Here is a 19,037-nt window from a genome sequence, read left to right on the forward strand (position 1 = left end):
TTGCCGGTGGCGGGCTTGGCGGCGGGGATGGACACCTCCAGCCGGTAGCTGGAGGGGCGGGTGGAGACGATGTCGACGTAGTACCGCCCGGTCTCGGGCAGCCGGTAGGTGAAGTCGGACTGCCGCGGGCTGTGCGCGTCGTGCACCGCCGGACCCGAAGGGCCCACCAGCGTCCAGGTCTGCGCGCTGGTCGAGCGCGACAGGTGGAACGTGGCGGTCTGCCCGGCGTGGGCGTCGAAGACGTACCGGTCGTCCTCACCCGGACCGACCTTGCCCGAGACGGTGGCCGAGGTGGCGCCGTGGGCGAAGTGGATGACGGTCTGGGCCGGGACGCCGGCCGCGCCCGAACCGGTGCCGGTCCCGGTGACCGGGCCGGCCGCGGCGGCGACCCCGGCCCCGCCGAGCAGGGCCGCGGCGGTCAGGACACCGGCGGTGAGGACCTTGGAGTGCTGGACGTTCATGGTGCTCGTGCCTCTCGAACCAGTGCGGAGGTTCGGCCACGCTGACTGCGTTCCCGGCTCCGTCGGTGAGAGGACGCCACAGCCCCCACCGTTGTTACACCCCCTCTCCCCCTCGGCGATCAAGGACACAGGAGTCCTTGATCGCCGAGGGCGAAGGTCTCAGGTGGCCAGGAGCATGGCGGTGAGCTGGTCGGCGGGCTGGGGCCGGGCGTGGTGGAAACCCTGGGTGTAGTCGCAGCCGAGGTCGACGAGGGTCGTCAGCTGCTCCCGGGTCTCCACCCCCTCGGCCAGGGTGGCGATCCCCAGGCGGGGGGCCAGGTGCAGGACGGCGTCGACGACGGCCTCGCTGGCGGGGTTCCCCAGCGCGGCGGTGAAGGAGCGGTCCAGCTTGAGGACGTCCATCGGCATCTGCTGCAACCAGGCCAGGGAGGTGTTCCCGGCGCCGAAGTCGTCCAGGGCGAGGTGGACTCCGGCCTCGTGCAGCCGGTGCAGCAGGGGGTGGATGCGCGGCAGGTCCTCGGTGAGGATCCGCTCGCTGATCTCCAGGGTGAACCGGGTGGGGTCGGTGTGGTGGACGGCGCTCATCGCCGCGACCTGGCCCAGCAGGTCGGGGTTGTGCAACTGGTGGCGGTCGAGGTTGAAGAACACCTCCGGGGGGTCGGCCAGCTCCTGCGACCACCGGGCGGACTGGGCCGCGGCGGCGTCGAGGACCCACTCGCAGATCAGGGGCATCAGCCCGGCGTCCTCGGCGGCGGGGATGAACGCCGCCGGCAGCAGCAGGCCGTGGTGGGGGTGGTGCCAGCGCAGCAGGGCCTCGGTGCCGGTGATGGCGTGGTCGCTGGAGCGCACGATGGGCTGCCAGTACAGCTCCAGCTCCTCGCGGCGGCCGGCGTGGCGCAGGTCGTGCTGGAGGCTCATCCGGTGCAGGAGGTGCTGGCGCAGGTGGGGCTGGAACACCTCCACCCGGTTGCGGCCGCGGCGCTTCGCCTCGTATAGGGCCTGGTCGGCGGTGGCCAGCAGGGTGTCCGGGTCCCCGGGGCCGACCGTCGTGCTGACCCCGACGGAGACGCCGACCTGGACCTCGCCGTGCTCGAGCAGGTAGGCGCCACCGGCGGCGACGTTGACGCGCTCGGCGAGCAGGAGCGCCTCGTCGAGGTGGTGCAGGTCCTCGGCGACGACGGCGAACTCGTCCCCGCCCAGGCGGCAGATGGTGTCGGTGGGGCGCAGGCTGGCGCGCAGTCGCTGGGCGAACGTGGTGAGCAGCTGGTCCCCGGCGGGGTGGCCGTAGGCGTCGTTGACCTGCTTGAAGTGGTCCACGTCCAGCAGCAGCAGCGCGACCGGTTGCCCGTTGCGGGCACTGCGGGCCAGGGCGTGCTGCAGGGCCTGGGTGAAGAAGCGCCGGTTCGGCAGCCCGGTCAGCGGGTCGAGCATCGCCTCCCGCGCCAGGCGCTGCTGGGCGTGCTGCTCGTCGGTGATGTCGCGGCAGTTGATCACCACGCCCTCCACCCCGGGGGTGCTCAGGTGGTTGGTGGCCTGCACCTCCAGCCAGCGCACCTGCCCGTCGGTCGTCAGCGCACGCAGCCGCTCGCGCAGCACCCGTCCCGGCGGGCTCCCGAGCGCCCGGTCCAGCAGCTCGTGGGCCTCGGCGCGGTCCTCGGGGTGCACCGGTGGGCCGTAGAACTGGCCGACCAGGGTGGTGCTGTCGCTCCCCGCGGGGACGAACTGCTGCGCCGACGGACTGGCGTAGGTGAACGTCCGGGCGGTGTCGACGATGACGACGATGTCGCTGGAGTGCTCGACCAGCGCCCGGAAACGCTGCTCGCTGGCCGCCCGCGCCGCCTCCGTGGCCCGCACCTCGGTCACGTCCTGCCACACCCCGACCAGCAGGTGACCCACGCGCGTGCGGGTCATCTGCACCACCCGGACCTGCCCGTCGGCGTCGAGGTGGTTCTCCTCGCGGCGCACCGGGTGGTCGAGGGCGAAGGCCTGGGCGCCGAGGGCGAGCTGCTCCTCGAAGTGCTCCGGTGCCGTGACCTGGCTGAGGCGGCGCCCTCGGGCGTCGGCCCGGGTCAGGACCACCGTCGCCACGACGGAGGCCGACAGGGCGAGGACGTCGAAGTCGACGATGCGCCCCGCCTCCCGCACCGGGCGCAGGACCGCCACGAGCACCCGGCCGTCCGCGTCGAGACCGCCCAGCAGCGCCGCCAGCACCACCTCGGCTCCGGGACCGCCGGGATCCGCGACGCCGCGCCCGGCTGTGCCCGCGTCCGCCGTGCCTGCATCCACCGTGCCACGCTCCCTGGTCCCCGCGACCGAGCTGCATCGCTTCCCGCCGGCTGCACCAGCCACTCGCGGTCACATACTGCAACTACCAGGGGACGGGAGGTAAGGGGGTGAGCGTGATCGGCGCCGCGGGCCCACACACCGGTGAGGAGGGCGAGGTCCCGTGCGGTACCGCCTCGAACCCGCTCGACGACGAAGGCCCGGCCCCGCTCGCGCGGTTCCGGGCCTCTGACCTGCGGTTCTGCTGGTCGGGGTGACAGGATTTGAACCTGCGGCCTCTTCGTCCCGAACGAAGCGCGCTACCAAGCTGCGCCACACCCCGATACTGCTCAGCCGCGTGAACGGCCTCGCCAAGAGTAGCCCATCGGCGCGGGTGCTCCGTACCGGGCTCCCCCGGTCAGCGGACGGGCACGAGCTCCAGCAGCGTCGCCTCGGGGCGGCAGGCGAAGCGCACGGGCGCGTACGGGGAGGTCCCGAGCCCGGCGGAGACGTGCAGCCAGGCGTCGTGGCCGGCGGCGGACCAGCGGGACAGGCCGGACGCCTGGGCGCGGGGCAGGTCGCAGTTGGTGACGAGGGCGCCGACGCCGGGCACGCACAGCTGCCCGCCGTGGGTGTGGCCGGCGATGAGGAGCCCGGCGCCGTCGGCGGTCATGGCGTCCAGGGTGCGGCGGTAGGGGGCGTGCGTGACGCCGATCGTGAGGTCGGCGTCGGCGGCGGCCGGGCCCGCGACGTCGGGGTAGCGGTCGTAGCTCAGGTGGGGGTCGTCGACCCCGACGAACTCCAGGTCCAGGCCGCCGACGGCCAGGCGGGTGCGGACGTTGTCGAGGTCGACCCAGCCGGCGTCGGTGAAGCCGCGGACCAGCTCGCCGGTGGGCAGCCGCGGCGCCTCCGGCTCGGGCACCCGGGACGGGCCCTTGAGGTAGCGCGCCCAGTTCCGCGGCTGCGGCGCCCAGTAGTCGTTGGAGCCGAGCACGAACACCCCGGGGCGGCGCAACAGCCCCGCGTACGTCTCCAGGACGGCGGGGACGGCGTCCTGGGCGGCGAGGTTGTCGCCGGTGCTGACGACGAGGTCCGGTTCGAGGTCGGCGAGCGCCGCCACCCACTCCCGCTTGCGCCGCTGCGCGGGCACGAGGTGCAGGTCGGACAGGTGCAGGACCCGCAGCGGCCGGGCCCCGACGGGCAGGACGGGCACGAGCGCGTGCCGCAGCGTGAACGCGCGGACCTCGTACCCGGCGGCGTAGCCGAGCGCCCCCGCGCCGGCCAGGGCGGTGAGGGCGGCGGTCGCGGCGGTGGCCTTCAGGACGCGGGCCGTCGATTCGCTGGGCATCGGCCCATCCTCGCGCGCGGCCGGGAAACGGCTCGACGGGGGTGGGAGGATCACCGCATGAGCGACACCCTCAAGGACTCCCTGCAGGCCGACCTGACCACCGCGATGAAGGCCCGGGACGAGCTGCGGTCGGCGACGTTGCGGATGGTCCTGACGGCGGTCCGCGGCGAGGAGGTCGCCGGGAAGGCGGCCCGCGTGCTGAGCGACGAGGAGGTCGTCACCGTCCTGCAGCGCGAGGCGAAGAAGCGCCGGGAGGCCGCCGAGGCGTACGACGGTGCGGGCCGCACCGAGCAGGCCGCCCGGGAGCGCGCCGAGCTGGGCGTGGTGGAGACGTACCTGCCGACGCCGCTGTCCGACGAGGAGCTGGCCGAGCTGGTCGACGAGGCCGTCCTCGTGGCCACCGCGGAGGGCCTGACGGGCATGGGCGCGATGGGTGCGGTGATGTCGCAGCTGAAGGGGAAGGTCGCGGGCCGCGCCGACGGCAAGCGGCTGTCGGGCGCCGTCCGGGCCCGCCTGCAGGCCTGACGCACGCGGAGAGGCCCGCCGGGCGGGGGTGTCCCCCGCCCGGCGGGCCTCTGGTGCGTCCGGCGTCAGGGCGCCGGGGTCTCCGCCGGCGGTGCCGGCGTCTCGGCCGGGGCCTGGGTCTGGGCCGGGGGCGCCTCGCTGGTCTGCGTGGGTTCCGGTTCCTGCGTGGGCTTCGGCGCGGGACCGGAGCTGCGGGTCAGGGTGATGGTCGCCCCGGCGGCGGCGGACCGGGCGCTCTGCGCGGCCACCAGGCCCGCGGCGACGGACTCGGAGGCGACGCGCTTGCTGGAGACGCTGACGCTGAACCCGGCGGCCTCCAGCGCGGCCGTCGCCGACGACACGCTGCGCCCGACGACGCTGGGCACCCGGATGCGCCCGTCGGAGGTGGTGGTCTTCAGGCCCTGGCTGGTGCCGTCGGTGAACGTCAGCTTCGGCGCGTTCAGCTGCGTGAGGCTGCGGCCGACGGAGTTGGCCCAGATCGGCCCGGCGATCGTGGCGCCGAACACCCGGCCGACGCGGCGGCCGTTGATGCGCTCGCCGTTCAGGCTCTTGACCGTGCCGTGGTGGCCGACCCAGACGGCCCCGGCCATCTGCGGGGTGTAGGCGGCGAACCAGGTGTCCCGGCTCTGGTTCGTCGTCCCCGTCTTGCTGGCGACCTGGCGGCCGGCCATGACGGACTTCCCGACGCGCGCGGCCGTCCCGCTGGTCCAGCCGCCGCGCAGGGCCTCGGTGACGTTGCGGGCCACGTTGACGTCCAGGACCTGCTTGCAGTCCGCGGACGGGATCTGCATGGGCTGGTTGTTCGCGTCGAGGACCTCGAGGATCGCGGTCGGCTTGCAGAACGTGCCCTCGGCGGCGAACGCGGCGTAGGCCCCGGCGACGGACAGCGGCGTCACGAGGTTCGTGCCCAGCGTCATCGACGGCAGCCGGTCCAGGTCGAGGGTCTTGGGGTTGGAGGCGATGGTGTCCAGCGGCGTGGGCGCGGCCTTGTAGACCCCCAGCGACTGCGCGGTGTTCGCGATGTCGCACAGGTCGAGCTGCTTCTCCATGGAGACGTAGGCGGTGTTGACCGAGTTCGCCGTGGCCGCCCGCACCGTCATGGTGCCGCCACCGCCGCCCTCGGAGTTGCTGTACGGGTACCGGCCGCCGCGCAGCTTCTGCCCGCACGCGGTGAACGCGCTGAACGGGTCGTTGCCCGACGACGGCGCCGAGACGGTCGAGTCGATCGACTTGCCCGCCTTCAGCCACGCCGCGAGCGTGAACGCCTTGAACGTCGACCCCTGCTGGAACCCGGACCCGCCGCCCATGGCCTGGCTGACGTTGTAGTTCAGCGTGGTGACGCCGATCTGGTCCTCGTCCGGCGAGTACGTCGTGTCCTGCGCCATGGCCAGGATGTTGCCGGTGCGGGGCTCGACGATGGAGGCCGCCGACCGGGCCTCCTGGCCGGGGTTCACGCCGTCGTTCACGGCCTGCTGGGTGTTGGCCTGCACGACGGGGCTGAGGGTGGTCTTGATGGTGAGCCCGCCGCGGCGCAGCAGGTTCCGCCGGTCCTCGGGGGTCGCCCCGAACGCCGGGTCGGACTCCACGACGTGCACGACGTAGTCGCAGAAGTACGCCGCCGACCCGGCCGACAGGCAGCCCTGGCGGCTGGGGTTGCGGTTCAGGACCAGCGGCGTCGCGACGGCCTGGTCGTGCGTCGCCTGGTCGATCTTGCCCAGTTCCAGCATGCGGTTCAGGACGACGTTGCGCCGCTTCGTGGAGGCGTCGAGGTACTTCACCGGGTTGTACGCGGCGGGGTTCTGCACCATCCCGGCCAGCACGGCGGCCTCCGGCAGCGTCAGCTCCGACGCGGGCTTGGAGAAGTAGTACTGCGCGGCGGCCTCGACGCCGTACACGTTGTTCTGGAAGTAGGCGACGTTCAGGTACCCGGCGAGGATGTCGTCCTTCGACATCTCCTTCTCGACGCCGATCGCGAGCTTCATCTCCCGCAGCTTGCGCGCGTACCCCTCCACCCCGTCGGCCTCGACGGCGGCCGCGGCGGCGGCGGAGTCGCCCTCCTCCACGGCCTGCTGGACCAGGACGTTCTTCACGAACTGCTGGGTGATCGTCGAGGCGCCCTGGGTGCTGCCGCCGCCGGCGTTGGAGACCAGCGCGCGGACGATGCCCTTCATGTCCACGGCGCCGTGGGAGTAGTACCGGTCGTCCTCGATGGCGACGATCGCCTCCCGCATCACGGGCGCGATCTGGTCGAAGGCCACGACCGAGCGGTTCTGGTCGTACACCTTCGCCATCACCGTGTTGTCCGACCACAGGATGGTCGACGCCTCGGACAGCGACTTGTCGCCCAGGTCCCCGGGCAGCTCGTTGAAGATGTCGACGCCCTCGCTGGTGAGGCTGCCCGTCGCGGCCACGGCCGGGACGACGAGACCTGCGCCGAGCACACCACCGGCGGCGCTGACCGCGGCGAACGCGGCGAGCAGGCGGAAGACCGGGCGCCGGGCGTGCTGCGTGGAGCGAGGGGCCATGCGGCCAGCGTAAGCGGAGGGTGCGGGGGCTCGGAGCCCTGCACACGTCCTCCGCGTTCCGCGCGCAGGATCGTGACCGGCCCGATACCGGTGCTCACCCGCCGGGATCCACGAACGGGTGAGTGGCGCTAGCTAGAAGTGACTACCCAGGTTCGTCACAAGGTGCTCTAGGGCTGGCCGCGACCCCGACCATACGCTGCCGGTGTGCCCGCAGGTGGGCACTCGCAGGGATTCACAGGGATCGTCCCGCTCCCGGGGGGAACCGGAGCCGCCAGGCTCCCGGCCGGGGAGGGACGCTGACGGGAGGGGCCGTCGATGACGTGGACGTTGGAATGGGCCAGTCGTGGAGCCTGCAAGGCCAGCACGGCGGACGACCTGTTCGTGCAGGGGTCGGCGCAGAACCGCGCCAAGCAGATCTGCGGCGGGTGCCCCGTGCGCACCGAGTGCCTGGCCGACGCGCTGGACAGCCGCGTCGAGTTCGGCGTGTGGGGCGGGATGACCGAGCGCGAGCGCCGCGCGCTGCTCAAGCGCCGCCCGAACGTGCAGTCCTGGCGCCGCCTGCTGGAGACCGCCCGCGACGCGGCGCTCGGCGCGGCGGCCGGTGAGGTCACCGGGTCCGGCACGACCGTCCCGGCCGGTGCGCAGCACGTCCTGCGCGACGAGGTCGCCGCGGTCTGACCGCCCGGGGTGGCGGCCACTACGGTGGCCGCCATGACCACCTGGGAGTACGCCACCGTCCCCCTGATCGTCCACGCGACGAAGCAGATCCTGGACCAGTGGGGCAGCGACGGCTGGGAGCTCGTGCAAGTCGTCACGGGCCCCGACGGCAACGGCCTCGTCGCCTACCTCAAGCGGCCCAAGCCGTGAGCGCGTCCGCGCGCCTGGCCGAGCTGGGCCTGACGCTGCCCGCCGTCGTCCCGCCCGTCGCGAGCTACGTGCCCGCGACCCGCGACGGCGACCTCGTCCTCACCTCCGGGCAGCTGCCGTTCGTCGACGGGCAGCTGGCCGTGACCGGCAAGGTGGGGGCCGGCGTCGACGCCGACACGGCGCGGCAGCTCGCCGCGACGTGCGCGCTGAACGCCGTCGCCGCCGCCGCGGCCGTGGCCGGGGGCGTCGACAACATCGAGCGGGTCGTGAAGGTCGTCGGCTTCGTCGCCAGCGACCCCTCGTTCACGGGGCAGCCCGGTGTGGTCAACGGGGCCTCGGACCTGCTCCAGGAGGTCTTCGGCGACGCCGGGGTGCACGCCCGCAGCGCCGTCGGGGTGGCGGTCCTGCCGCTGGACTCCCCCGTCGAGGTCGAGATCACGGTGCGTGTCCGCGGCTGAGGGGTGGACGGGGGGCCCGGTCACGGACCGGGCCACCTGCGTCCTGGCCGGCAACCCGGGCCCGATGACGCTGGACGGCACGAACACGTGGCTGCTGGCCGCGCCCGGCTCCCCCGACGTCGTCGTCGTCGACCCCGGCGAGGACGACGCCGCGCACCGGGCGGCGGTCGCGGCGGCGCTCGCGGGCCGGCGGGTCGCCCTGGTGGTCGGCACCCACCACCACCCCGACCACGTCGGGGGGCTGGCCGCGTTCCTGGCCGAGCACCCCGCTCCCGTCGTCGGCGCGGCCGGGGACGTGGAGGCCGCGGGGCTGAGCCTGCAGGTCCTGGCGACGCCGGGGCACACGGCCGACTCGGTGTCGGTGCTGCTGGCGACCGGGGAGCTGCTGACGGGCGACACGCTGCTCGGCCGAGGCAGCACGGTCCTGGCCGCGGACGGCGACCTGGGCGAGTACCTGCGGTCCCTGGAGCTGCTGCTGTCGCTGGACGCGACGGTGGTCCTGCCCGGCCACGGGCCGGCCCGTCGCGACGTCCGGGCCGCCCTGCGGACCCAGCTCGACCACCGGCTGGCGCGGCTGGAGCAGGTGCGGGCGGCGTGGGCGGCGGGGCACCGGGACGTCGGCGACCTCGTCACCGCCGTCCACGGCGAGCTGGGCGAGGACTTGGGAGGTGCTGCGGCGCAGTCGATCCGCGCGCAGCTGAGGTACCTGGGCCTCGACCGGGGGCGCTGACCACCCCTCCCGCGATCGAGGACACCCGCGGGGCGCGGAACCCCGGTGTCCTTGATCGCGGAGCGGGTGTCCTCGATCGCGGAGGGCTGGGGGCTCCGAGGTGGGGGGCCGGTCAGCGGGCGCGCTTGGCCAGTCGCTCGACGTCGTGCAGGACCACGGCCCGCGCCTCCAGGCGCAGCCAGCCGCGGGAGGCGAAGTCCGCCAGCGCCTTGTTCACCGTCTCGCGGGAGGCGCCGACGAGCTGCGCCAGCTCCTCCTGGGTGAGGTCGTGGGCGACGAGGAGGCCGTCGGCGATGGGGCGCCCGAAGCGGCGCGAGAGGTCCAGCAGGGCCTTGGCGACGCGGCCGGGGACGTCGGTGAAGACGAGGTCGGCGAGGGCGACGTTGGTGCGGCGCAGGCGCTGGGCCAGGGCCCGCAGCAGGTGCTTGGCGACCTCGGGGCGGCGGGCGAGCCAGCGCATCATGTCGTCGTGGTTGAGGGCGATGAGCTCGGCCTCGGACACGGCGCGGGCCGAGCTGGTCCGCGGGCCCGGGTCGAACAGCGACAGCTCCCCGAACATCTCCCCCGGCCCCAGGACGGCCAGGAGGTTCTCGCGGCCGTCGGGCCAGCTGCGGACCAGCTTGATCTTCCCGGTGCGCACGACGAAGACCCGGTCGCCGGGTTCACCCTCGCCGAAGAGCTGCTGCCCGCGGTCGAGGTGGACCGGTGCCATGGACTCCAGCAGCTCGGCGGCCGACTCGTCGTCCAGGGCCGCGAACAGCGGCGCCCGGCGCACGACGTCACCGAGCCGGTCCCCACCCGGGCGCTCGAGGGGGCGTTCGGCGTCCGTCCCGCGCTCGACCCCGTGCTCCACCGACGACCTCCTGTGACCTGCGTGAGCTGTCCGTGACGCGCATCACCTCGGCGCGCCTGTGGACAGTCTGCCGCACGAACGGCCCGCGGCGACGGGGAGTCCCGCGCCGGTGGCCGTCCGGGGCCGTCGGCGGCTCAGGGGCGGCTCAGGGGGCGACGGCCCGGAACAGCGCGCGGCAGCGTTCGGCGAGGACGTCGGTGGCGACCGCCAGCTCCGCCAGCAGCGCCCTCTCGTACTCGGACAGGCGCTGCTGGGCCCCGGACAGCTCCTCCAGCTGGTCGGGCAGCCCGCCGCCGCGGATGGGCCGGTCCAGCAGCAGCAGCCCCCGCAGCCCCTCGGCGGGGTCGGCGCCGGGCGCGGCGGGCTCGAGGTGGTGCTCCAGCGGGCCGCCGAGGGTGGCGGCCTCCACGGGCACGTGCAGGGCCTCGGGACCGCAGGCGGTGGCGACGAGCAGGTCGCGGCGGGCCCGCACGAGCCGGTGCCAGTGCTGGACGCGGCGGACCTCCTCGTGCAGCAGGGAACGGCGGCGGCGCAGGGCCGGCAGCGGGAGCTCGGCCAGCTCGACGCGGACGGCCTGGCGGCAGCTCAGGTCGTCGGCCGCCGCCAGCACGCCGGACAGCACGGGTTCCAGGGTGGACTCGAGGAGGGACGCGGCGGCGTCGCTGGTCGGGTCGGCCGGTTCGGGGTCGCGCGGGAGCATGGTGTCCGTGTCGTCCGCCGTCCCGGGCGTCTTGACGGGGTGTCACCCTCACGGTGGTGCGCGCTCACCCGCGGGGAGCCGTCGGCGGTACCGGAACCCCGGGCGGGACCGGGTGCGGCCCGGGAGCGCCACGTAGGCTCGCCCGGGTGGAGACGCAGCTGGCCCGCACGCGCCGAGCCCGGCGGGTGCACCGCCTCCTCGCGCAGCGGTACCCCGACGCGCACTGCGAGCTGGACTTCACCGACGCCTTCGAGCTGCTGGTCGCGACGGTCCTGTCGGCGCAGTGCACCGACGCCCGGGTCAACCAGGTCACCCCGGCGCTGTTCGCCGCGTACCCGGACGCGCACGCGCTGGCCGCGGCCGACCGGGCCCGGCTGGAGGCGCTGATCCAGGCCACGGGGTTCTTCCGGGCCAAGGCCGACAACCTGCTGCGCCTGGCCGCCCAGCTCGTCGCCGAGCACGACGGGCAGGTGCCGGGCCGGCAGGCGGACCTGGTGCGGCTGCCGGGGGTGGGGCGCAAGACGGCGAACGTCGTCCTCGGGGACGCCTTCGGGGTGCCCGGGCTCACCGTCGACACCCACGTGGGGCGGCTGTCGCGCCGGCTGGGCTTCACCGCGCACGAGGACCCGGTGAAGGTCGAGACGGACCTGGCCGCGCTCATCCAGCGCAAGGACTGGACGATGTTCAACCACCGGATGATCTTCCACGGCCGGCGCACCTGCCACAGCCGCCGACCGGCGTGCGGGGCGTGCCCGGTCCTGCGGCTGTGCCCCTCCGGCGGGATCGGGGAGACCGACCCGGTGAAGGCGGCGGCGCTGGTCAAGGGCCCGGTCCCGGCGTGAGCGTCCCGCAGTGGTTGCGGCCGCTGGCCACCCGGCTGCCGCACGTCACGGCGGCCGACCTGCGCTGGGCGGCCGGGCACGGGCCGGGCGGCCGCCCCGCCGCAGTCCTCGTGCTGTTCGCCGACGGGCCGGGCGGCCCGGAGGTGCTGCTGACCGAACGGGCCGGGACGCTGCGGCAGCACTCGGGCCAGGTCGCCTTCCCCGGCGGCCGGCGCGACCCCGCCGACGCCGACGCGCCCGCGACCGCGCTGCGGGAGGCCGCCGAGGAGACCGGGCTGGTCGCCGCGGGCGTCGACGTCCTCGGGGAGCTGCCGACGCTCGCGCTGGCCCACTCCGAGCACGCGGTCACCCCGGTCGTGGGGTTCTGGCGCGAACCGTGCCCGGTCGGGGTCGTGGACCCCTCGGAGGTGGCGCGCGTGGAGCGGGTGCCGCTGGCCGAGCTGCTGGCCCCGGGGTCGGTGCGGCGGGTCCGCGGGACCGGCGGGTACACCGGCCCGGCGTTCGCGGTGCGGGGGCTGCTGGTGTGGGGGTTCACGGCGGAGGTGCTCGTGCGGGTCCTCGACCTCGGTGGTCTGCTGACGCGGCCGCCGGGACCGGTCGCGACCGTCTCGCTGGAGGAGGCGCTGGCCTGGGCGGGGGGCGGGGCGTGAGCTCGTCGGGCGTCCTGGACGTCGTGCTGCTGGTGCTGCTGCTCGCCCAGGTCGTCGCGGGGTACCGCGAGGGGTTCCTCGTCGGCGTCGCGAGCCTGCTGGGGCTGGTGGGCGGGGCGGCCGTGGGCGTCGTGGCGCTGCCGCGGGTCGTCGCGGACTGGGACCCCGGCGTGCAGCGGACGCTGGCCGTCGTGCTGGGCACCGTCGTCCTGGCGGTGGTGGGGCGCGTGCTGCTGGGGTTCGTCGCGTCCCGGTTGCGGGCGCACGTGCGCTGGGAACCGGCGCGGCTGGTGGACGCCGTGCTGGGCGCCGTGGCCGGCGGGGTCGCGACGCTGCTGGTGCTGTGGGTCGTCGCCGGCGCGGCCCGGCAGGCGCCCCTGCCGTCGGTCGTGCAGGCCGTGACGGGCTCGCGGGTCGTCGCGGCGGTCGACCGGGTCGTCCCGCCCGCCACCGGCGACGTGCTGGCGCGGTTCTGGTCCGCGGCCCAGGCCGGCGGGTTCCCGCGGGTCTTCACCGGCCTGGACCCCGAGCCGATCGCGCCCGTCGAGGCGCCCGCCGCGCAGGCCCCCGAGGCGCTGCGGGAGGCCCCGGCGGCGGTCGTGAAGGTCACCGGGGTCGCGGACAGCTGCCGCCGCGGGCTGGAGGGGTCGGGGTTCGTCGCGGACCGGGCCGGGGGCGTGGCGCGCGTGGTGACGAACGCGCACGTCGTGGCCGGGGTCGAGGACCCGCTCGTGCAGCCCGGCGGGACGGGGCCGCAGTACCCGGCGACCGTCGTCGCGTTCGACGCCGGCCGCGACCTGGCCGTGCTGGCGGTGCCGGACCTGGACGTGGAGCCGCTGGGCCGCGCGGGCGAGCTGGCCGCCGGGGACGCGGCCGTGGTGGCGGGCTACCCCCTCGACGGGCCGTACCGGGCCGAGCCGGCCCGCGTCCGGCAGGTGCTGCAGGCGCAGGGCCGCGACATCCGCGACACGGTGGACGTCGTCCGCGAGGTCTACTCGGTGTACGCGCAGGTGCAGCCGGGCAACTCCGGCGGGCCGCTGCTGACCGAGGACGGCCGGGTCGCGGGGGTCGTGTTCGCCAAGTCCCTCGACGACGAGCGGACCGGGTACGCGCTGACCCCCGACGAGCTCGACGCGGTCCTCGCCGGCGCGGGGACCGCCGAGGTGTCCACGGGCGCCTGCACGGGCGGGTAGCCGGGCCGCCGCGGGAGTCGGCCCGCAGGGCGCGTCACCACCGGGCGAGCCAGCCGGCCAGGAGCGGGGCGAGCCGCTCGGGGGCCTCCTCCGGCACGTAGTGCCCGACGCCGGGGACCTCCTCGAGGCGGTGCGGGCCGTGGGCGAAGCGGGCCGCGGCCTCCAGCGTCGCCGTCGAGACCGTCGGGTCGAGCTCCCCGCGGACCTGCAGCACCGGGACGTGCACGCCGCCGCGCAGCGCGGCCGCGAAGCGGCGGCCGTCGGCCCGCACGGCGGACCGGGCGATCCAGCGGTGGTACTCCAGCGCCGAGTGCGCCACGAACGGCACCCGGATCGCCTCGGCGTAGCGGGCGACGTCCTCGGCGGCCGGCCAGCCGGGGCCCGAGCGTTCCCGCAGGACCCGCTCGACGCCGTCGCCGCGCAGGAAGGACCGTTCGGGCAGGGCGGGCAGCTGCCGCCAGAACGCGGTGCGGGTGGTGTCGAACCCGGCGGGCCGCCCGAGCCGGTCCCGCAGGACGTGCCCGCTCAGCAGCGGGTGGGCCGCGCCGACCACGACGACGCCGCGGACCTGCTCGGGGTGCAGCGACGGCAGCGCCCACGCCGTGCGGCCCCCGATGCCCAGGCCCACGACGACGGCGTCGCGCTCCCCCAGGGCCCGGACGACGGCGGCCACGTCGGCCGCCGACGTCGGGGTGTCGTACCCGCGCGGCGGCTTGTCCGAGGCGCCGTACCCGCGCAGGTCCATCGCGACGGCCCGGTACCCCGCCGAGGCGAGCGCGACGAGCTGGGCCCGCCACGCCCACCAGAACTGCGGGAAGTCGTGCAGCAGCAGGACGAGCGGGCCCTCACCGAGCTCGGCGACGTGGAACCGCGCCCCGTGCGCGGCGACGAGCCGGTGCCGCCAGGGGCCCTCGACGAGGACGGCGGAGACGTCGGTGGCGTCGCTGGCGGGGTGCGGGGTCAGTGCTCGAGGCGGCGCGCGCCGGTGGGGGCCGCGATGGTCTTCGCGACGGGCTTGCCGGTGGCGGCGGCCTTGATCGCGGCGACGCTGTCCTTGGAGGTGCGGATGGTGCGCTCGGGCGGGCGGACCTGCTTGACGCGGCCGAAGCCGATCGCGGCGGCGATCCCGGCGACGAGGAGCATCGCGACGGCGACGACCAGGAAGCTCAGCCACACGGGCCAGCCGGCGCCCTCGTGCAGCGCGTAGGCGACGGTCACCCCGAGGAAGACGAACGCGACGAAGCCGAAGACGCCGGCGACGGCGAACAGGGCGCCACCGATGGCGCCGTTCTTCACGTCGGCCGTGATCTCCGCCTTGGCCAGGGCGATCTCGTAGCGGACGAGCTCGGTGACGTCCTTCGTCGCGTCGGCCACGAGCTGACCGATCGTGCGTTCGGGGGCCCCGACGGGACGGTCGTTCAGGGTGGTCATCCAGATCCTCCTAGGACGGTCGCGCTGCCCGCACGGGAGTCGGGGCGCAGGGCCAGAGCCTAGGAGCTGCGTCGAGCGGGTGCACCGGCAGGGGGACGCGTCGCCGCCGGCGGGGGGACCGACGGCGACGCAGGGGCCGCTCTCGCACAGGGGGACGAGCGACGACCAGGACGACAGTACGGCGCCGGGGCGGGCGCGGCGGGCGTTCGGCCGAAGCGGTCGCGGGTGGTGCGGGGTTTCCCCCGGTCGGAGCAGCGGCGCGGCGCTCAGTCGACCGGCCGCCACCGGGCGATCACCGCGCGGTGGTCACTGCCGGTGAGGTCCGCGACACGCGAACCGACGGCGCGCCAACGGTTCCCGTCGGCCAGGGCGTGGTCGATGGTGGCGCCGGCGAGTGCGGGCACCCTCGCCGGCGAGGTGCCGCGCGCGCCCGTGCCGGTCTGCTCGCCGGCGTCGACGCAGGACCCGCGCAGGTGCAGGCCGGGGTGGTCGAGGGTGGCGTTCAGGTCACCGGCCAGGAGGGCGCCGGGGGTCCGCGCGCACCAGTCGGCGACGGCCCGCACCTCCACGGCCCACGCGTCCAGGAGGCCGGGGACGGGGGCCGCGGTGTGCGCGGCGGCCAGCACGGGGCCGTCGCCGCCGACGGGGGCGGCGGTGACGACGGCCTTGAGCCCGTCGGTCAGCTCCCCGGTGGCGCGGTACTCCCCCAGCCGGTCGGAGACGAGCAGGGCCGTCCCGTGGCGGCCGTCGCGGTCGGCGCGGTGGAAGACCTGGAAGCGGGTGCCGGTGCGGGCCCGGACGCGGTCGGCGACGTCGGCGGCGAAGGCGTGCGTCGCCTCCGGCAGCGAGACGGCGTCGGCGTCCGCGGCGACGGCCAGCTCCGCGACCGCGGCGGGGTCGGCGCGGTCCTTCAGGACGTTGGCGGCCAGGAACGTCACGTCGCCGCCGCGGGCGGCGGGCAGCTGCCCGGCCGACGCGCCGCGGGCGGCGGTCGTGCCCAGCGAACCGGCCGCGGCCAGCGCCAGCGCCGTCGCCGCGGGCAGGGCCCGGCGCCACCGCAGGCCCGCGAGCCCGGTCGCGACGGCCAGCCCGGCCAGCCCGAGGCCGACGGGGACGCGGAACGGGACGGTCCACACGAAGGGCCGCGCCCCGGCGAGCCCGAACCAGTCGGGGGCACCGGCGAGGGCCGCGCCCGCGGCGACGACCCCGGTGGCGACGACGGTCCCGGTGATCCTGCGGCGGGGTCGGGTCTGCACCCCTCCACGGTGACGCACCCCCGCGCCCGGGTGGTGCTGCGGGCGCGGGGGTGCGGTGGAGGTCGGGCGTCAGTCCTGGGGAGCCTTGTCCATGCCCGCGGTGATGGCGTCCATGACCGAGGAGTCGGTCAGGGTGGTGACGTCGCCGGGGGCGCGGTGCTCGGCGACGTCCCGCAGCAGCCGGCGCATGATCTTGCCCGAGCGGGTCTTGGGCAGCTCGGCCACCACCATGATCGACTTCGGTTTGGCGATGGGCCCGATCTCCTTCGCCACGTGGTTCCTCAGGTCCGCCACGGTGTCCGGCCCCTGCTCGTGCCCGCCGCGCAGGATGACGAACGCGACGACGGCCTGCCCGGTGGTCTCGTCGGTGGCTCCCACGACGGCGGCCTCGGCCACGTCGGGGTGGGACACGAGCGCGGACTCGATCTCGGCGGTGGACAGCCGGTGCCCGGAGACGTTCATGACGTCGTCGACGCGGCCGAGGAGCCAGATGTCGCCGTCGGCGTCGCGCTTGGCGCCGTCACCGGCGAAGTAGCGGCCCGGGAAGCGGGACCAGTACGTGTCCTTGAACCGCTGCTCGTCGCCCCAGATGCCGCGCAGCATCGCCGGCCACGGCTCGGTGAGCACGAGGTACCCGGGCTGCCCGTGCGGCACGGGGTCCCCGGCGTCGTCGACGACCTCGGCCACGATGCCCGGCAGCGGCACCTGCGCCGAGCCCGCCTTCAGCGCCGTCACGCCCGGCAGCGGGGCGATCATCTGGGCGCCGGTCTCGGTCTGCCACCAGGTGTCGGCGATGGGGGTGCGGTCGGCGCCGATGACGCGGCGGTACCAGTTCCACGCCTCGGGGTTGATGTTCTCCCCGACGCTGCCCAGGACCCGCAGGGACGACAGGTCGTGGCGGGCGGGGAACTCCTCGCCCCACTTCATGCAGGTGCGGATCGCGGTGGGGGCGGTGTACAGGACGGTGACGCGGTACTTCTCCACGATGGACCACCAGCGGTCCTTGTCGGGGGTGTCGGGGGTGCCTTCGTAGATGACCTGGGTGAGGCCGTTGGCCAGCGGCCCGTACACGACGTAGGAGTGCCCGGTGACCCAGCCGACGTCGGCGGTGCACCAGTACACGTCGCGCTCGGGGCGGACGTCGAAGACGTTCTTCGTCGTGTACGCGGTCTGGACGAGGTACCCGCCGGAGGTGTGCAGGATGCCCTTGGGCTTGCCGGTGGTGCCGGAGGTGTAGAGGACGAACAGCGGGTTCTCCGCGTCGAACGCCTGCGCCTCGTGCTGCGGCGCAGCCGCTGCCAGCGCCTCGTGCCACCACACGTCGCGGCCCTCGACCCAGTCCACCGGTTCGCCGTTGCGCTTCACGACGAGCACGTTCGTGACGGACGGGGCGCCCTTGGCCAGCGCGGCGTCGACGGCGGGTTTGAGCGTGGTCGGCTTGCCGCGGCGGTAGGAGCCGTCGCAGGTGATGACGAGCTTGGCCTGCGCGTCGTTGACGCGGGAGTTCAGCGCGTCGGCGGAGAAACCGCCGAACACGACCGAGTGGGCCGCCCCCAGCCGGGCGCAGGCCAGCATCGCGACGACGGACTCCACGAGCATCGGCAGGTAGATGGCGACGCGGTCCCCGGCCCGGACACCGAGACCCTCCAGGACGTTCGCGGCGCGCTGCACCTGCTCGTGCAGGTCGGCGTAGGTGACCGTCCGCGTGTCGCCCGGTTCGCCCTCGAAGTGGAAGGCGACGCGGTCGCCGTGCCCGGCCGCGACGTGCCGGTCGACGCAGTTGACGGCGACGTTGAGCTTCCCGCCGACGAACCACTTCGCGAACGGCGGGTCGCTCCAGTCCAGGACGTCGGTGAAGTCGGTGTCCCAGGTGACGTTCTCGCGGGCCTGCTCGGCCCAGAACCCGAGCCGGTCGGCGGCGGCGCGCTCGTACAGGTCGGGCTGGGCCACGGCCTGCTGCGCGAACTCGGGGTCGGGCGCCACCGTCGGCACCGCATCGCTCTGCGTGGTCACGGTCGTCCTCCTCGACAGACTGCCCTCGTGGATCTCGCGACGAGGCTAGCCGTCCCCGGTTGCGGACGCGTTGCGAGGTGGCCCCGGGGTGCGGCGGACGAGGGGGGACGTCGGCTCCCCGGTGCCGACGGTCGTCACCGGGGAGCCGGCGTTCCCGCCGGGGACGCGCCGCGGGGGCTACTTGCGCCCGGTCCGCCAGCGCATGCCCCACCCGAAGGCCTCGTCGAGGGCCTGCTGCCCGCCCTGCACGTACCGCACCTCGCGCTGCACCGAGATCTCCCGGCCGTCGGAGACGATCTGCGCGATGGCGCACATGGGCGAGCGGTCGTCGTGCTCGTCGAGGCGCACCTCGATCTCGGGGCCCGACACCGGGTGCAGCGTCACCACGCCGTCGGCGGCGGCCCAGTTCGGGACGCCCTCGTAGATGAAGGCGAACACGAGGATGCGCTTGATGCGGGCCGCGTCGCGCAGGTCGACGAACAGGTTCTCCCCGCCGCCGCCGGTGCGGTCGTCGCCGTCGAGCCAGACGACGGGGTCGCCGGCGCCGGCGTCGCGGAAGGCGTTGCCGAGGGCCTGCACGACGCCCTTGGAGCCGTCGGTGAACTCGTACAGGGCGCCGAGGTCGAGGTCGATGCCGCTCTGCGGGGCGGCGGCGGCCTTGAGCTTGGAGAAGAACCCGCCGCCGGAGGCGGGGGCCGCGGCCGGGCGCGCGTTCCAGGCCAGGTGCACGCGCAGGGTGCCGCCGGTGGCGCCGGACTTGGACAGCGAGACCTTGGGCGCCGCCTTCGTCAGCGTGACCTTCGACAGCGACACGCCACCTCCCCCGCCCGCGGGCGGTTCAGGGTCGTTCGCCTTCTTCGAGTAGTCGATCGCCACGGGTCCGACACCTTTCGCTCGAGGGGTTCGCAGGACCCAACGTACGC

At 75.1% G+C, this 19,037-nt stretch carries 18 protein-coding genes, 1 tRNA gene and 1 pseudogene; 8 read left to right on the forward strand and 12 right to left on the reverse strand.

Features of this window, described 5'->3' with window-relative positions; all coding sequences use genetic code 11:
• The 4 genes and pseudogenes from ACRYRX_RS17350 to ACRYRX_RS17365 all read right to left on the reverse strand — a co-directional run.
• Positions 1-461 (reverse strand): annotated as a pseudogene (locus ACRYRX_RS17350) (peptidase); the annotation flags it as partial.
• 159 nt (positions 462-620) lie between these two features.
• Positions 621-2,747 (reverse strand): putative bifunctional diguanylate cyclase/phosphodiesterase, encoded by a 2,127-nt coding sequence (locus ACRYRX_RS17355; RefSeq protein ID WP_432513789.1) that lies wholly within the window; start codon positions 2,745-2,747, stop codon positions 621-623.
• Positions 2,748-2,989: 242 nt separating this feature from the next.
• Positions 2,990-3,066, reverse strand: a tRNA-Pro gene (locus ACRYRX_RS17360).
• Positions 3,067-3,141: 75 nt separating this feature from the next.
• On the reverse strand, positions 3,142-4,071 hold the full coding sequence (locus ACRYRX_RS17365; protein WP_432513792.1) for a metallophosphoesterase: 930 nt from the start codon (positions 4,069-4,071) through the stop codon (positions 3,142-3,144).
• 57 nt (positions 4,072-4,128) lie between these two features.
• On the opposite strand from ACRYRX_RS17365, the gene ACRYRX_RS17370 reads away from it, so the two are divergent.
• Positions 4,129-4,596, forward strand: a complete 468-nt coding sequence (locus tag ACRYRX_RS17370; RefSeq protein ID WP_432513795.1) for a GatB/YqeY domain-containing protein — start codon at positions 4,129-4,131, stop codon at positions 4,594-4,596.
• Between the two features lie 65 nt (positions 4,597-4,661).
• On the opposite strand, the gene ACRYRX_RS17375 is transcribed toward ACRYRX_RS17370, so the two are convergent.
• Complete coding sequence (locus ACRYRX_RS17375) at positions 4,662-7,121, reverse strand: penicillin-binding protein (protein ID WP_432513797.1); 2,460 nt, start codon at positions 7,119-7,121, stop codon at positions 4,662-4,664.
• A 315-nt stretch (positions 7,122-7,436) separates the two neighbouring features.
• Between ACRYRX_RS17375 and ACRYRX_RS17380 the strand changes: the two genes are divergently transcribed.
• From ACRYRX_RS17380 to ACRYRX_RS17395, 4 genes are read left to right on the forward strand one after another with little or no spacing between them, the layout of a single operon-like run.
• Complete coding sequence (locus ACRYRX_RS17380; RefSeq protein WP_432513800.1) at positions 7,437-7,799, forward strand: WhiB family transcriptional regulator; 363 nt, start codon at positions 7,437-7,439, stop codon at positions 7,797-7,799.
• A 33-nt stretch (positions 7,800-7,832) separates the two neighbouring features.
• Entirely contained in the window at positions 7,833-7,988 is a 156-nt protein-coding gene (locus ACRYRX_RS17385) for a DUF4177 domain-containing protein (protein ID WP_366169643.1), read from the forward strand.
• A complete protein-coding gene (locus ACRYRX_RS17390; protein ID WP_432513802.1) occupies positions 7,985-8,446 on the forward strand; it encodes a RidA family protein in 462 nt (153 codons plus the stop codon). The genes ACRYRX_RS17385 and ACRYRX_RS17390 overlap by 4 nt, the downstream gene beginning before the upstream one ends.
• A complete protein-coding gene (locus ACRYRX_RS17395) occupies positions 8,433-9,176 on the forward strand; it encodes an MBL fold metallo-hydrolase (protein WP_432513803.1) in 744 nt (247 codons plus the stop codon). The genes ACRYRX_RS17390 and ACRYRX_RS17395 overlap by 14 nt, the downstream gene beginning before the upstream one ends.
• Before the next feature lie 112 nt (positions 9,177-9,288).
• Here ACRYRX_RS17395 and ACRYRX_RS17400 read toward each other — a convergent pair whose 3' ends face one another.
• Positions 9,289-9,951, reverse strand: coding sequence for a Crp/Fnr family transcriptional regulator (locus ACRYRX_RS17400; RefSeq protein ID WP_432513888.1), 663 nt, complete (start codon positions 9,949-9,951; stop codon positions 9,289-9,291).
• Between the two features lie 223 nt (positions 9,952-10,174).
• Positions 10,175-10,729, reverse strand: a complete 555-nt coding sequence (locus ACRYRX_RS17405) for a hypothetical protein (protein WP_432513804.1) — start codon at positions 10,727-10,729, stop codon at positions 10,175-10,177.
• Between the two features lie 146 nt (positions 10,730-10,875).
• On the opposite strand from ACRYRX_RS17405, the gene nth reads away from it, so the two are divergent.
• Genes nth through ACRYRX_RS17420 form a run of 3 tightly spaced genes read left to right on the forward strand, consistent with a single transcriptional unit; the run spans position 10,876 to position 13,414 of the window.
• Positions 10,876-11,571, forward strand: coding sequence for an endonuclease III (nth, locus tag ACRYRX_RS17410; protein WP_432513807.1), 696 nt, complete (start codon positions 10,876-10,878; stop codon positions 11,569-11,571).
• On the forward strand, positions 11,568-12,221 hold the full coding sequence (locus ACRYRX_RS17415; RefSeq protein ID WP_432513809.1) for an NUDIX hydrolase: 654 nt from the start codon (positions 11,568-11,570) through the stop codon (positions 12,219-12,221). Before nth ends, ACRYRX_RS17415 begins: the two co-directional genes overlap by 4 nt.
• Complete coding sequence (locus tag ACRYRX_RS17420; RefSeq protein WP_432513811.1) at positions 12,218-13,414, forward strand: MarP family serine protease; 1,197 nt, start codon at positions 12,218-12,220, stop codon at positions 13,412-13,414. Before ACRYRX_RS17415 ends, ACRYRX_RS17420 begins: the two co-directional genes overlap by 4 nt.
• Positions 13,415-13,448: 34 nt before the next feature.
• Here ACRYRX_RS17420 and ACRYRX_RS17425 read toward each other — a convergent pair whose 3' ends face one another.
• The 5 genes from ACRYRX_RS17425 to ACRYRX_RS17445 all read right to left on the reverse strand — a co-directional run bounded on the left by ACRYRX_RS17425 (position 13,449) and on the right by ACRYRX_RS17445 (position 18,990).
• Positions 13,449-14,378, reverse strand: a complete 930-nt coding sequence (locus ACRYRX_RS17425; RefSeq protein WP_432513890.1) for an alpha/beta fold hydrolase — start codon at positions 14,376-14,378, stop codon at positions 13,449-13,451.
• Positions 14,375-14,845: a phage holin family protein gene (locus ACRYRX_RS17430; protein WP_432513814.1), complete on the reverse strand. Its 471-nt coding sequence runs from the start codon at positions 14,843-14,845 to the stop codon at positions 14,375-14,377. Before ACRYRX_RS17430 ends, ACRYRX_RS17425 begins: the two co-directional genes overlap by 4 nt.
• A gap of 266 nt (positions 14,846-15,111) precedes the next feature.
• Entirely contained in the window at positions 15,112-16,101 is a 990-nt protein-coding gene (locus ACRYRX_RS17435) for an endonuclease/exonuclease/phosphatase family protein (protein ID WP_432513817.1), read from the reverse strand.
• 69 nt (positions 16,102-16,170) lie between these two features.
• Complete coding sequence (gene acs, locus ACRYRX_RS17440; protein ID WP_432513819.1) at positions 16,171-18,114, reverse strand: acetate--CoA ligase; 1,944 nt, start codon at positions 18,112-18,114, stop codon at positions 16,171-16,173.
• A gap of 177 nt (positions 18,115-18,291) precedes the next feature.
• On the reverse strand, positions 18,292-18,990 hold the full coding sequence (locus tag ACRYRX_RS17445; protein ID WP_432513820.1) for a TerD family protein: 699 nt from the start codon (positions 18,988-18,990) through the stop codon (positions 18,292-18,294).
• Between the last annotated feature and the right edge of the window lie 47 nt (positions 18,991-19,037).

It is taken from the genome of Kineococcus lubricus (assembly GCF_050871965.1).
Classification (GTDB): domain Bacteria; phylum Actinomycetota; class Actinomycetes; order Actinomycetales; family Kineococcaceae; genus Kineococcus.

Excerpts from the sequence above, each read along its gene's own strand:
- ACRYRX_RS17365 (WP_432513792.1), bottom strand. The coding sequence starts at position 4,071 with ATGCCCAGCGAATCGACGGCCCGCGTCCTGAAGGCCACCGCCGCGACC.
- ACRYRX_RS17370 (WP_432513795.1), top strand. The coding sequence starts at position 4,129 with ATGAGCGACACCCTCAAGGACTCCCTGCAGGCCGACCTGACCACCGCG.
- ACRYRX_RS17375 (WP_432513797.1), bottom strand. The coding sequence starts at position 7,121 with ATGGCCCCTCGCTCCACGCAGCACGCCCGGCGCCCGGTCTTCCGCCTG.
- ACRYRX_RS17380 (WP_432513800.1), top strand. The coding sequence starts at position 7,437 with ATGACGTGGACGTTGGAATGGGCCAGTCGTGGAGCCTGCAAGGCCAGC.
- ACRYRX_RS17385 (WP_366169643.1), top strand. The coding sequence starts at position 7,833 with ATGACCACCTGGGAGTACGCCACCGTCCCCCTGATCGTCCACGCGACG.
- ACRYRX_RS17405 (WP_432513804.1), bottom strand. The coding sequence starts at position 10,729 with ATGCTCCCGCGCGACCCCGAACCGGCCGACCCGACCAGCGACGCCGCC.
- ACRYRX_RS17430 (WP_432513814.1), bottom strand. The coding sequence starts at position 14,845 with ATGACCACCCTGAACGACCGTCCCGTCGGGGCCCCCGAACGCACGATC.